The sequence below is a fragment of the Microbacterium sp. DWRC1-3 genome (genome assembly GCF_049896645.1).
Classification (GTDB): domain Bacteria; phylum Actinomycetota; class Actinomycetes; order Actinomycetales; family Microbacteriaceae; genus Microbacterium; species Microbacterium maritypicum.
Window position 1 is genome coordinate 1,156,114 of sequence record NZ_JAFCUS010000001.1, and the last position, 12,406, is coordinate 1,168,519.

General features: G+C 68.1%; 17 protein-coding genes. 7 read left to right on the top strand and 10 right to left on the bottom strand.

Features of this window, described 5'->3' with window-relative positions; all coding sequences use genetic code 11:
- Window positions 1-27: 27 nt before the first annotated feature.
- Window positions 28-174: a hypothetical protein gene (locus tag ACP699_RS05495; RefSeq protein WP_164743681.1), complete on the bottom strand. Its 147-nt coding sequence runs from the start codon at window positions 172-174 to the stop codon at window positions 28-30.
- A 94-nt stretch (window positions 175-268) separates the two neighbouring features.
- On the opposite strand from ACP699_RS05495, the gene ACP699_RS05500 reads away from it, so the two are divergent.
- Both ACP699_RS05500 and ACP699_RS05505 read left to right on the top strand, forming a co-directional pair.
- Complete coding sequence (locus ACP699_RS05500) at window positions 269-862, top strand: 1-acyl-sn-glycerol-3-phosphate acyltransferase (RefSeq protein ID WP_426169822.1); 594 nt, start codon at window positions 269-271, stop codon at window positions 860-862.
- Window positions 863-921: 59 nt separating this feature from the next.
- Window positions 922-1,449, top strand: coding sequence for a DUF6328 family protein (locus ACP699_RS05505; protein WP_055864516.1), 528 nt, complete (start codon window positions 922-924; stop codon window positions 1,447-1,449).
- Window positions 1,450-1,476: 27 nt separating this feature from the next.
- Here the strand turns inward: ACP699_RS05505 and ACP699_RS05510 are convergent, their stop codons facing one another.
- Window positions 1,477-2,019 (bottom strand): Dps family protein, encoded by a 543-nt coding sequence (locus tag ACP699_RS05510; protein ID WP_141386683.1) that lies wholly within the window; start codon window positions 2,017-2,019, stop codon window positions 1,477-1,479.
- A gap of 91 nt (window positions 2,020-2,110) precedes the next feature.
- Between ACP699_RS05510 and ACP699_RS05515 the strand changes: the two genes are divergently transcribed.
- The 3 genes from ACP699_RS05515 (at window position 2,111) to ACP699_RS05525 (ending at window position 3,479) form a co-directional block, all read left to right on the top strand.
- Window positions 2,111-2,620: a GNAT family N-acetyltransferase gene (locus ACP699_RS05515; protein ID WP_229778915.1), complete on the top strand. Its 510-nt coding sequence runs from the start codon at window positions 2,111-2,113 to the stop codon at window positions 2,618-2,620.
- Between the two features lie 107 nt (window positions 2,621-2,727).
- A complete protein-coding gene (locus ACP699_RS05520) occupies window positions 2,728-3,027 on the top strand; it encodes a hypothetical protein (protein ID WP_017828684.1) in 300 nt (99 codons plus the stop codon).
- Window positions 3,028-3,134: 107 nt separating this feature from the next.
- Window positions 3,135-3,479, top strand: coding sequence for a LysR family transcriptional regulator (locus ACP699_RS05525; protein WP_017828685.1), 345 nt, complete (start codon window positions 3,135-3,137; stop codon window positions 3,477-3,479).
- A 16-nt stretch (window positions 3,480-3,495) separates the two neighbouring features.
- Here the strand turns inward: ACP699_RS05525 and ACP699_RS05530 are convergent, their stop codons facing one another.
- The 8 genes from ACP699_RS05530 to ACP699_RS05565 form a co-directional block, all read right to left on the bottom strand.
- Window positions 3,496-4,071 carry an alpha/beta fold hydrolase gene (locus ACP699_RS05530; protein WP_426169829.1) on the bottom strand — a complete coding sequence of 192 codons (576 nt, stop codon included), beginning with the start codon at window positions 4,069-4,071 and terminating at the stop codon, window positions 3,496-3,498.
- Window positions 4,072-4,188: 117 nt separating this feature from the next.
- The gene (locus tag ACP699_RS05535) at window positions 4,189-4,605 is read right to left on the bottom strand and encodes a hypothetical protein (RefSeq protein WP_426169832.1); all 417 of its coding nucleotides are present in this window, start codon (window positions 4,603-4,605) and stop codon (window positions 4,189-4,191) included.
- A 145-nt stretch (window positions 4,606-4,750) separates the two neighbouring features.
- Window positions 4,751-5,320: a hypothetical protein gene (locus tag ACP699_RS05540; protein ID WP_302792965.1), complete on the bottom strand. Its 570-nt coding sequence runs from the start codon at window positions 5,318-5,320 to the stop codon at window positions 4,751-4,753.
- 306 nt (window positions 5,321-5,626) lie between these two features.
- Window positions 5,627-6,181, bottom strand: coding sequence for a GNAT family N-acetyltransferase (locus ACP699_RS05545; protein WP_288969321.1), 555 nt, complete (start codon window positions 6,179-6,181; stop codon window positions 5,627-5,629).
- Window positions 6,178-7,839: an ABC-F family ATP-binding cassette domain-containing protein gene (locus ACP699_RS05550; RefSeq protein WP_426169837.1), complete on the bottom strand. Its 1,662-nt coding sequence runs from the start codon at window positions 7,837-7,839 to the stop codon at window positions 6,178-6,180. The genes ACP699_RS05545 and ACP699_RS05550 overlap by 4 nt, the downstream gene beginning before the upstream one ends.
- A gap of 45 nt (window positions 7,840-7,884) precedes the next feature.
- Window positions 7,885-8,421 (bottom strand): hypothetical protein, encoded by a 537-nt coding sequence (locus ACP699_RS05555; protein WP_426169840.1) that lies wholly within the window; start codon window positions 8,419-8,421, stop codon window positions 7,885-7,887.
- Between the two features lie 16 nt (window positions 8,422-8,437).
- The gene (gene ychF / locus ACP699_RS05560) at window positions 8,438-9,511 is read right to left on the bottom strand and encodes a redox-regulated ATPase YchF (RefSeq protein WP_055864540.1); all 1,074 of its coding nucleotides are present in this window, start codon (window positions 9,509-9,511) and stop codon (window positions 8,438-8,440) included.
- 52 nt (window positions 9,512-9,563) lie between these two features.
- Window positions 9,564-10,304 carry a class I SAM-dependent methyltransferase gene (locus ACP699_RS05565; protein WP_426169844.1) on the bottom strand — a complete coding sequence of 247 codons (741 nt, stop codon included), beginning with the start codon at window positions 10,302-10,304 and terminating at the stop codon, window positions 9,564-9,566.
- Between the two features lie 59 nt (window positions 10,305-10,363).
- On the opposite strand from ACP699_RS05565, the gene ACP699_RS05570 reads away from it, so the two are divergent.
- Together ACP699_RS05570 and ACP699_RS05575 are read left to right on the top strand one after the other, a co-directional pair.
- Window positions 10,364-10,966 (top strand): 3'-5' exonuclease, encoded by a 603-nt coding sequence (locus tag ACP699_RS05570; RefSeq protein WP_017828694.1) that lies wholly within the window; start codon window positions 10,364-10,366, stop codon window positions 10,964-10,966.
- An 83-nt stretch (window positions 10,967-11,049) separates the two neighbouring features.
- Window positions 11,050-12,360: a DNA recombination protein RmuC gene (locus ACP699_RS05575; protein WP_055864549.1), complete on the top strand. Its 1,311-nt coding sequence runs from the start codon at window positions 11,050-11,052 to the stop codon at window positions 12,358-12,360.
- The last annotated feature ends 46 nt before the right edge of the window (window positions 12,361-12,406 follow it).

Consider the following 12,406-nt stretch of genomic DNA (forward strand, 5'->3'; position numbering starts at 1 on the left):
TAGACGGCCCGCGATGGCGTCTGCCTCTTACTCGCTCTTCGGGGCGGGGATGTGGCAGACGCCATCGCTGCAGTAGCCGACGGCGTCGCCTTCGAGCAGGTTCAGAGAGTCCGGGAGCGGCTGCAGCCCGAGGGGTGCTTCCTGCTGCACGGAGTCCTGCTGCGTGTTCTTCATCCCTCGATCGTACGCCTGCCCGACGCAGGTGGCGCCGAACCGGGCGAGACGCCTCGACAGTGGACGGACGGCGATTCTCGCTTACGGTTGTTCCATGCTCAAACGACTCCTCGCCCGCACGTTCTGGGCGTTCAGCAGATGGACGCTCGTGAGCGAGGCCGCACCGACACGTCCGACCGTTCTCGTGGGGGCACCCCATACGTCGAACTGGGACTTCGTCCTGATGCTCGCCATCGCGTGGCGGCTCGACATCGACGTGCACTGGCTCGGCAAGAAGAGCCTCTTCCGCGGCTGGCGTGGTCCGATCATGCGACGCCTCGGCGGCATTCCCGTCGATCGCTCCGACCCGGCTCGCGTGGTCAAGGATGTCGTGGGACAGGTCCACGCCGGGACCGTGTTCGGTCTCGTCGTCACCCCGGACGGTACCCGCGGCGGCAACGAGTACTGGAAATCGGGCTTCTACCGGATCGCGCGAGAAACCGGCATGCCGGTGACCCTCGGGTTCGTCGACAGGACGACCATGACGTCGGGGCTCGGGCCGACGATCGACCTGACCGGGGATGTCGGGGCGGACATGGACCGGATCCGCGCGTTCTACGCCGACAAGGCCGGCGTGCGTCCCGAACGACGCACCGAGCCGCGGTTGCGCGAAGAGCTCCCCGCCACCACTGAGCCCGACGCCGCGTAGGTTGCGCCTCCCGCGGGAAGACCTGGACAGCACCCACGCGGGGAAACCACACTGAGTCCATGACAGCAGACTCTTCTGGTGGCGAGCACGAGCTCGACGATCGTGCCGACGGACGGGACGAGACCGCGAACGAACGCGCTGATCGCAACTGGGATGAGTTGCTGCAGGAGCTGCGCGTCATGCAGACCGGCACCCAGATCCTCACCGGCTTCCTCCTGGCGGTCGCGTTCCAGCCCCGGTTCACCGATATGGACGAGCTCCAGCGCGACGTGTACGTCATCCTCGTCGCACTCGCCGCCGTGGCGACCATCCTCGCCCTGGCGCCGGTGGGGATGCATCGCGCGCTGTTCGGGTATCGCCGCAAGCCCGACCTCGTCCGCATCGCCGCCCGGATCGTCCGCATCGACCTGGTCGTGATCGGCGCGCTCACCATCGGGGTGACCACCCTGATCGTCGACTTCACGGTGAACCGCACGGCGGGGATCGTCGCGCTCGTCGCGGCCCTCGTTCTCGTGGCGGCGCTCTGGGTGGCGCTGCCTCGCATCATGCGCGGCAGAGCCCGCGCCCGCGGAGACGCATCGGAATGACGCGGCGCTCCGCGAGCGCGCGTGCCCTCAGCGGCCTGCCGGGCTCCGGTTCTCGGCGCTGACCATCCACGCGAACTGCTCGAGCCGCTCGATGATGGCGTGCAGAAGATCCGCCGAGGTCGGGTCCTCTTCGTCGACGGCGTCGTGCACGTCGCGCACCGTGCCCACTGCGGCTTCGAGGCGCTCGGTGACCAGGTCGATCGTCTCGGTCGTCGACACCTCGCCCGCAGGGAACTCAGGAAGCGACGTCGTCTTGGCGATGGTCGCGCTGCGTCCGTCGGGGACGGCGTGCAGGGCGCGCATGCGCTCCGCGATCGTGTCGCTGAACGTGCGCGCGTCGTCGATGATCTCGTCGAGCTGACGGTGCGTGTCGCGGAAGTTGCGCCCCACGACGTTCCAGTGCGCCTGCTTCCCCTGGATCGCGAGATCGAGCAGGTCGACGAGCACCGCCTGCAGGTTGTTCGCGAGCGTCGTCGAGGCGGTGAATCCCTTTTCGGCGTTCTGCTGCCTCGTCGTCTTCGCCGCGCCCTTCGTCGAGCCGGTCTTCTTGGTCGTTGTGCTTTCAGCCATGGTGTGACCTCCTGCGGGTGACGCTAGTGCGGACGGTGGCCAGGGGCGAGGGGGTTGACACCGTGGGGACGCACCCCGGAATGTGACTCGGGTGAGTGATGCAGACGCAGTGAACGAAGACCAGGACCCGACGCAGCCGGAGATCGTCATCTCCCCGATCAGCGACGACGACGCCGGCGAGGTGCTGACCGTGCAGCGCGCGGCTTTCGTATCGGAAGCCGCGATCTACGGAAGCGTCGACATGCCACCCCTGACGCAGACGCTCCCCGAACTGGAAGCGGAGCTCCGATCCGAGTCCGGACTGACCGCACGCATCGACGGGCGACTCGTCGGCGCGATCCGGTACGTCGAGAAGGACGGTGTGCTCCTGATCGGCCGGATCGCGATCGCTCCCGACATGCAGGGCGAGGGCATCGGAAGGCTGCTGCTCGAGAGCGCCGAGAAGGCGTCGGGCGCTGACGTCGCCGAGTTGTTCACCGGAAGCCTGAGCGAAGCGAACATCCGTCTCTACGAGGCGTGCGGGTACGAGGAGCACGAGCGCGTGCCCGACGGCGACGGCACCGCGCAGGTGTTTCTGCGCAAGCAGCTGCGAGCAGGGTAAGAGCCTCCTCCGAATCCGCGCAAGGGGGTTGAGACCATCTCCGAGGTGGGGCATCGTAGCCCGGACATGTCGCGACCGTGACATGCCCCGACCGGAAGGAGAGTCTCGTGCTCACCCTCACCGACAACGCCTCCGCCATCGTGACGACCCTCGTCAGCCGTCAGACCGACGCCCCGGATGCCGGGCTCCGCATCCACTCGACCGAGGCCCAGGGCCCGGAGGGCGGTGCACGCCTCGCCGTGCTCGTCGCCGCAGACCCGGAGCCGCAGGATCAGGTCGTGGAGGTCGCCGGCACCCGGCTGTTCCTCGATGAGTCGGCCGCTGCCGCTCTCGACGACAAGATCCTCGATGCCGGCGTGGACGACGAAGGCTCCGTCTCGTTCGCCGTCACCCCTCAGGTCGCCTGACCGAAGGATTCCGGATGCCGCGGCCGACTCGGTCGCGGCATCCGTCTGTCTGCACCGCGTAACCTGGAACGAGCTCGCAAACCCGTGCGAACAGTCGAAAGGCCACCGTGAAGATCTCTCTGCTCCGCCGCTTCGTCGTCCTCGCGGAGGAACTGCATTTCCCTCGTGCGGCGGAGAAACTCGGCATTCCGCTGGCCTCGCTCTACACGTCGATCGACAAGCTCGAGGCCGAGGTCGGCCATCCGATCGTCCATCGCGAGGGCCCGACGCGGCTGACACCTGTCGGCGAGCTCCTGCTGGTGGAGGCGAAGACGGCAGTCGCTGCCGCTCCGGAGCCGGTGCGCAACGCCCCCGCCCCTGCCGGAGGAAAGGCCAAAGCCTCGAAGGGCAAGGGCCGCACGCCCGCCGTGAAGGGGCAGCCGAAGCCGTACAAGAAGCGGCAGGGGCGCTAGCAGGACGGCGAAGGACTCAGTCCCAGTCGAGGTACTCCTCGATGACGACCGCGGTCTCGATCGGGTGCGTCATCGGGAACAGGTGATCGGCGCCGTCGATGCTCTTCACGCTCGCGCGCTCCGGTGCCGTCGACTGCAGCTGCTCTCCGTTGGCGAACGGAGCATCGATGTCCTTGGTGCCCTGGATGATCAGGACGGGCATCACCGGCGCGAGCGGGATGTCGCTCTCTTCGACCGCGAGCAGAGCCAGACCGTTCACGCGATCGGCGTGCGCCAGAGCGAAGGCGCGCGCGACAGTGCCGCCGAACCCATGGCCGCCGACCCACGTGTCGCCCAGCCCGACGTGTTCGATCACGGCGAGCGCATCCTCGACACGGTCATCCAACGAGACCTCTTCGCGCTTGGCCTCGGCACGATGACCGATGCGCAGCACGTGGAAGCCCGCCTCCTCGGCGAGGTAGTGCGAGACGACGCCGAGAACATCAGCAGCCAGATCGCGCTCCTGGATCAGGACGAGCTTGACCGGCCCGTCGCCCTCGTCGACGAAGGGGATCGCGCGGCCGTCGGGCTCGAAGATCTGGGTTTCGGTCATCGGCGTCAATCTCCTCGTGCCGTCGGTGTCAGGAACTCAGGCGGAACGTCCACGGCGGACGCCAGCGACCGGACCGCGGCCGGAGCCGCCGTGTCCCAGCGTATCTTGAGCGGGCGGTCAGGGAGACGTTGTTCCGGCTGCCGTGTCACCGAGTAGCGGCTCGGAGGCGTCGGGCGCCTCCTCCCCCGGAGCGCGGCGGCATCCCACGAAGAGGACCAGTCCCCCGGCGACGAGGCACAGCCCGTTCGCCACACACGCGGTGACGACCAACGGAGCGAACACCCCTTGGTAGCGCACCAACAAGACGAGCAATGAGGCAAGGGAGGAGCAGGCCAACAGGATGGCACCTCCGTTGGAGAATGGCGAAGTGCCGCGCCTCGCGAACAGGCGGATGCTGACGACCAGGAGCATCAGGACGATGATCCCGGCGCAGACGATCACCATGACCGCCGACGGTTCACGGGGAATCGGACCAGGTCTTGCGATGCCGGTGCTCGAGACGAGCATCATGATGGATGCGGTAGGAAGGAGCATCTTCGCCAGTTCGAAGATCGGATCTGAACGCCGGATCGGTGGGTCGTGGACCTCCCGCCAGCGTCTCCGCGACATCCCTGCTCTGGTGTCTGCGCCATCGAGCACCGCCGGTGGCTTCGCTGACTCGGGATGTCGCGACATGGGCTCAGCGCGCTGTCGAGTGATCTTGCCGCGGCCTTTCCCCCGCGACGACAGAAAGTGCCGAGTAATAGCGTCTGCCGATCTCCACCGTCGTGACCGCACGTAGCCTGTAGCCGAGAGGGCCGGGGTGCCACGTGCCATCGGGACGAACCTCGTGGAGATAGACGAACCGACCGCTGATCGTGTCAAGGGTTCCGATCCAGGTCGCTCGACGTTCCGCCTCCTTCTGGATGCCCAGAAGATTGTCGCTCTTACCCAATGCCTTGATCACACCCGCTGTCGTCTCCAGATCGATCTCAGCCGTGTAGGAAGGCGGCCACTCGGGGAGCGTCTTGGCGAACTCCGCTGACACGGACTCGTCCTCGGTGATCCACTTCGCGTCCCGCACTCGGAAGGCGACCAGACCGTCGAAGTAGCCGCCGTCGACGGTCTGCATCATCAATGCCCATTTCGACCCGACTCGCAGCACGAACCCCTCGAGGCGGTCGGCGTGCTTCGGCTTCCGCTCCACTCTCACGAGCGTCGTCGTCATCATCGCCTGGAACAGGCGGGCACGCGCCTTCTTAGACCGCATGGAGTTCCCGGATCAGCGCCCGATGGGCTGGCCGCTCAAAGCGGAGAAGAACAGCGAACACTCCGAGGATGACGCCAGCGACAGGCATGACGAATGCGGCGATGAAGCCGATCAGGGCGAGCATGTTCGTTCGCGGCGCAGTGGTGGGCGAGGTCATCATGGCCTTCTGGTCGTAGAGGTCACCCAGTGCGCTTGCGGCTCAGGCGAGGAGCTCCACGACGTCACCATCGGGCATCCTGATCGATATTCTGGCGCGCCCGTTGATTCTTCCGCAACACGGGCCGCTCGACCAGGCTAAGCGACCGCCTACCAGGCCCGCCCGCGAAGATCGATCGGGCCCGCGGGCCAACTCCGTGGTTTCGGGTCGAGCGCGAGCGTCAGAAGGGGCGGCCCCGGGGTCTGCACGACGGGTTGGCCGGCGCGGTCGATCGAGTGCTCGGCTGCCGAGACGCGGCGCCACCCGCACGATTCGTAGAAGGCGACGACCTCTTCACGACACCCGAGATAACCGTACTCGATACCCCCGGCATCCTTCATCGATAGGGCTGCGTGCGCGAGGAGCAGGGTACCGGCTCGCTGCCCTCGCGCGTGCGGGGAGATCAGGACGCCACCGACGCCCGCGACCACGACCTCCGCCGTACCGACGCCGATCGTCCGCCGCGCCCAGCCGACGTGCCCCACCACGGCAGGGCCGAACCGGGCGATGACGTGAACGTCATGGGGCGCGTAGCCGTAGGGCTGATCGGGATCCCACGCTCCGAACTCGGCGAAGTACTCGGCATCGAAAAGCTCCCGCAGCCGCGTCAGGTCATTCGCGCTCAGACGATCATGGGGAACCGTGTCGATGTCGACGGCCGTCATACCTCGACGACCTGCCCCACCTCCACCCGCCACTGCCGGTCGGTCTGCACGGTCGCGAGCATCCGCCGATCATGGGTGACGAGCAGCAGGGTTCCCTCGTAGGACTCGAGCGCCTGTTCGAGCTGCTCGATCGCGGGCAGGTCGAGGTGGTTGGTCGGCTCATCGAGCACGAGCAGGTTGATGCCGCGTGCCTGCAGCAGCGCCAGCCCCGCCCGCGTGCGCTCCCCCGGCGAGAGCTCGTCGACGGCGCGCATCACGTGGTCGGCCTTGAGCCCGAACTTCGCGAGGAGTGTGCGGACCTCGCCCGACGCCATCTCCGGCACGAGCTCCTCGAAGGCGACGGCGAGCGGCTGCGTGCCGACGAGCTGCGCACGGGCCTGGTCGATCTCGCCGATCTGCACGCTCGCACCGAGGCTTGCGGTTCCCTCATCGGGAAGCTGCCGTCCGAGCAGCCCGCGCAGCAGCGTCGACTTCCCCGCGCCGTTGGGACCGGTGATTCCGATCCGCTCCCCCGCGTTCACCTGGAGCGATACCGGGCCGAGCTGGAAGGATCCCTGCCGGAACACGGCCGAGCTCAGCGTCGAGACGACCGAGCTGGAGCGCGGCGCCGAACCGATCGTGAACTCGAGCTGCCACTCCTTGCGCGGCTCCTCGACCTCTTCGAGCCGGGCGATCCTGCTCTCCATCTGACGCACCTTCTGCGCCTGCTTCTCGCTCGACTCCGCAGAGGCCTTGCGTTTGATCTTGTCGTTGTCGGGCGCCTTCTTCATCGCGTTGCGCACGCCCTGGCTCGACCACTCGCGCTGGGTGCGAGCACGGGCGACGAGGTCGGCCTTCTTATCGGCGAACTCGTCGTACTTCTCACGCTGATGACGACGGACCGTGGCCCGCTCCTCCAGGTACGAGTCGTAGCCGCCGCCGAAGACCCGGTTGCTGCCCTGCGCGAGGTCGAGTTCCAGCACTCTGGTGACGCAGCGGGCGAGGAATTCACGGTCGTGGCTGACCACGACGACCCCGCCGCGGAGCCCGCGCACGAAGGCCTCCAGCCGCTCGATCCCGTCGAGGTCGAGGTCATTGGTCGGCTCATCCAGCAGCGCGATGTCGAAGCGCGAGAGCAGCAGCGCGGCGAGCCCCACGCGGGCGGCCTGTCCGCCCGACAGCGAGGTCATCATCGCCGCGGCCGGGTCGTCGCCCAGGTCGAGTCCGAGGTCGGCGAGCACCACCGGCAGTCGCTCGTCGAGGTCGGCGGCACCGCTCGCCAGCCAACGATCCAGCGCGGCCGAGTACGTGTCGGCGGGATCTGTGCCCGGTGCGGCGAGGCTGGGGTCACCGAGTGCCGCGGCGGCGGCATCCATGTCGCGGGTCGCGGCCGTGCAGCCCGTGCGGCGGCCGATGTAGTCGGCGACGCTCTCGCCGGCGATGCGCTCGTGCTCCTGCGGAAGCCAGCCGACGAAGGCATCGGCCGGTGAGAGTCGGATCGTCCCGGCCTGGGGCTCGTCGACACCGGCCAGCAGCTTCAGGAGGGTCGACTTCCCCGCCCCGTTCGCGCCGACGAGGCCGACCACATCACCCGCGGTGACGGTCAGATCGAGGGAGTCGAACAGGGTGCGGTGGCCGTACCCGCCGGCCAGCCCTTGGGCCACGAGTGTTGCGGTCATCCGTCAATCCTGTCATCCGTGCGGGTGGTGCGCGGACGCGAGCCGTCAGCGGACGACGACGCGCGATCTCTCGAGTCGACGTGTCAGCACGAGGGCGATCGTCAGCGGCACGGCCGCGACCACACCGAACGAGATGTCGATGAGCTGCCAGCCGAGTGGCAAGCCCCTGAGCGCGCCGGCGATGAGTGCCAGCGGAACGATGCCCGCACACATGATGAGGCCCCAGATGGTGACCCACACGTTGCGGACCGGATCGATGAGCGGTCCGACGAAGGCGACCGCGATGGCCAGGTGGGCGAATGCCAGCCAGTCCGTGCCGTAGGCGAGGAACGGATAGTCGGTGCCGGTGGTCTCGAGCGCCTCTGCGACCCGCTGCACCCAGAATGCGAGGTCGGGGAAGACTGCGCTGAGGCCCGTGCTGTTCAGGACATCGCGCCCGAGCATCAGTTCTTCGCGCAGCGGGAAGGCGGTAACCCCGCTCACGACGAGCCCGATGATGACGATGACCAGGCAGATCCGGATGAGGGGCGTGTCACGTCGTTCCCGAGATGCCGGAACCACGCCTCGCGAGTCCTCACCCATCCACAGCTCCTGAGACTCAGTTGTTGAAGCGGAACTCCACGACGTCGCCGTCCTGCATGACGTAGTCCTTGCCCTCGAGGCGGGCCTTGCCCTTGGCACGGGCCTCGACGACGGAACCTGTCTCGACCAGATCCTCGAACGAGACGATCTCGGCCTTGATGAAGCCCTTCTCGAAGTCGGTGTGGATGACACCGGCGGCCTGCGGCGCCTTCGAGCCCTTGGGGATCGTCCAGGCGCGAGCTTCCTTCGGGCCGGCCGTGAGGTACGTCTGCAGGCCCAGGGTGTCGAAGCCGATGCGGGCGAGCTGGTCGAGGCCGGACTCGTCCTGGCCGGTCGAGGCGAGCAGTTCCGCCGCATCCTCCGGGTCGAGGTCGATGAGCTCGGATTCGATCTTCGCGTCGAGGAAGATGGCCTTCGCCGGGGCGACGAGGGCTGCGAGCTCCGCCTTGCGCGCATCGTCGGTCAGCACGGCCTCGTCGACGTTGAAGACGAAGATGACAGGCTTCGCGGTGAGCAGACCCAGCTCCCGGATCGGCGTCAGGTCGATACCGGCGACCGACAGCAGCACGCCGCGCTCCAGCGCGTCCTTCGCCGCATTCGCGGTCTCGAGAACGATGGGCTCGATCTTCTTGCCGCGCACTTCCTTCTCGTACCGGCTGATCGCCTTGTCGACGGTCTCGAGGTCGGCGAGCATGAGCTCGGCGTTGATCGTCTCCATGTCGGAGGCCGGGTTGACCGTGCCGTCGACGTGCACGACGTCGTCGTCGGCGAAACCGCGCACGACCTGTGCGATGGCGTCGGCCTCACGGATGTTCGCGAGGAACTTGTTGCCGAGTCCCTCACCCTCGCTCGCACCGCGCACGATGCCGGCGATGTCGACGAACGACACTGCCGCGGGGAGGATCCGCTCGCTGCCGAAGATCTCCGCGAGCTTCTCGAGGCGCGGGTCGGGCAGGTTCACCACGCCGACGTTAGGCTCGATCGTCGCGAACGGATAGTTCGCCGCGAGCACGTCGTTCTTGGTGAGTGCGTTGAAGAGGGTGGACTTGCCGACGTTGGGCAGGCCGACGATGCCGATAGTGAGAGCCACGGGGCACGAGTCTACCTGGCCGGAGCCCCGCGATCCTGCGGAAGGCTGCGCGTCAGTCGCGGACGGCGCGGTACGCCCTGGTCACGTACGGGAGGTCGATGGTCGCGTCGCCGTGCAGATCGAGCTCGTCGAAGAGAGCGTCGAGCTCCCGGCGGATGCGCGCCTTCTCGTCGTCGGGAGCGGTGATGATGTAGCTGCGCGACGCCGCCATCCGATGCAGCACATCGCGGGTGACGGGTCGGACCCATTCCCAGCGCTCCTGGTCGAGCGGTCCGAACGGCGCGGTGACGACCGGATCGCCTTCGGCGAGCATGATCTCGGCGTGGCTGCCATGCATGACCTCGGTGAGCCTGCGCACCCACTCGACGCGATCGTCGCGGATGTTCCAGATGAGGCCGAGCACTCCCCCGCTGCGCACTGCACGACCGATCTCGGTCGAGCCCGCGACGGGATCGACCCAGTGCCAGGCCTGGCCCAGCACGACGGCATCGACACTCGCATCCGGAAGAGGCAGCCGCTCCGCCGACCCGACGAAGGTCGGCACACCCGGCACGGCGCCGCGAAGGGCCGCGAGCATCTCGGGATCGGGGTCGACAGCGACCACCTCGGCGTCAGGGGCCTGGGTCAGCACTCGGGTGAGCTTGCCCGTTCCCGCGCCGACATCGGCGACGCGGCGGGAATCCGCCGGCATCCGCTCGAGCATCCAGGCCACCGCCTCGAAGGGGTATTCGGGCCTGCCGAGCTCGTAATCCCCGGCCTGCGCTCCGAACGATGTCGCCATGTCCTCAGCCATGTCGCCAGCATACGGCGAGTCTGCGACCCCACTTCGGGCACCCGGGGGAAAGTGGGGATGTGCCACTGGACTTCACTGCGATCGACTTCGAGACCGCGAACTCCAGCCCGGCCTCCGCGTGCTCGGTCGGACTCGTCCGTGTGCGCGGCGGAGAAGTCGTCGCCACCACCGGATGGCTGATCCAGCCGCCGCCGGGACACGACGAGTTCCAGGAATGGAACGTGCGCATCCACGGCATCCAGCCCGAGGACGTGCTCTCGGCCGCGACCTGGGTCGACCAGTTCGACCGCCTGTGCGCGTTCGCCGGAGCCGACGTGCTCGTCGCGCACAACGCCGGGTTCGACCTCAACGTGCTGCGCCGCGCATCCGAAGCGACGGGTCAGCTCTGCCCGCCCTACCGCTCGCTGTGCAGCCTGCAAGTGGCCCGCAAGACGTACACGCTCGATTCGTATCGCCTGCCGATCGCCGCGGCCGCAGCCGGGTTCGAGGAGTTCTCGCACCATGATGCGCTCGCCGATGCCCGCGCCTGCGCGCAGATCGTCATCGATGCGGCGGCACGAGCAGGTGCGGCCGATGTCTTCGCCCTCGCCGATGCTCTGAGCCTGCGTGTCACCGCGCCCGTCGCTCCGGCCGCCCCCGCTCTGGAGCGCGCCGTCGCCTGACCTGCCTCGTCGCGTCTGACTCGTCACGCGGCATCCGTGCGCGGCGACCGTGGAATGTCGGATGCCGGCCGCATCATGAACACATGGATGCTCTGGCTGTCGTTCTTCTCCTCGTCGCCCTCGCGGCGGGTGTCGCTATGGGCTGGTTCCTGCGAGCCGGACGTGGCGCCGCCGATCTCGCGCGCGCTCAGGCCGAGCTGGCGGCCGCACGAGACGATCGCGACCGCCAGTACGATCTGTACCGCGATGCCGTCGAGCATGCGCGCAACGAGCAGCGGGCGGAGGCGCAGCGCGTCCAGCAGCAGAACGCCGTGCTGACAGCACTCGCTCCGGTTCGCGAGAGCCTGCAGCAGATGCAGACCAAGGTCACCGCCATCGAGCGGGAACGGCACGCCCAGTTCGGCACTCTCGAAGAGCAGCTGCGCCGGGCCCAGGAGTCCGATGAGGCTCTGCGCGCGACGACCGAGTCACTCGCCGGGGCCCTGCGTTCCACCGCCACGCGCGGCGTCTGGGGCGAGACTCAGCTGCGCCGCGTCGTCGAAGCCGCGGGACTCACCCGGCACATCGACTTCGATCTGCAGGCGACGATCTCCTCCGACCATGGTCAGGGGCGCCCCGACATGGTGATCCGCCTCGCCGGGGGCAGCTCGATCGCCGTCGACGCCAAGGTTCCTCTCGACGCCTATCTCGAGGCCTCCGCTCTTCCCGGCGGCGACGCGCAGGAGCCGCAGCGCCGCACACTCATGCAGAAGCACGTCAAGGCGGTCCGCGCGCACATCGACGCGCTGGCGAAGAAGGCCTACTGGGCGGGCCTCGATGCGAGCCCGGAGTTCGTGATCTGCTTCCTGCCGAGCGAATCGCTGCTGGCCGCAGCCATCGATGAAGACCCCACTCTCCTCGACTACGCGTTCAGTCGCCGAGTGGCGCTCGCCTCCCCCGTCAACCTCTGGGCTGTGCTTAAGACCGTGGCCTTCACCTGGACGCAGCAGGAGGTCTCGACCGAGGCGCGTACCCTGCTCGCGCTCGGCACGCAGCTCTACGACCGGCTGGGAACGCTCGCCGGGCACGCCGACGATCTGCGTCGAGCGCTGGAGCGCACTGTCGACAGTTACAACCGGTTCGCCGGATCGCTCGAGACCCGTGTGCTCGTTACCGCTCGTCAGTTCCCCGGGGTCGACGCGTCAGCGCTCGCGACAGCCGCCCCGACGACGGCGAGCACGGGCCGGCGATTCACCGCACCGGAACTGCTCGCTGCAGACTCGACCGCGGCGCAGGAAGCTCTCTCAGACGGCGAGTCTGCTCATATCGACCCACTCGATCCCGCAGAGGCCGTCCAGCCCGAGGCCGTCCGCGCCGACGTGGGCGACGTGCGGCTTCGGCTCGACGAAGGGTGACGCCTTCGGCAGAGCATCAGCCGGTGGTGCGGTAGCTCCGCGGGCG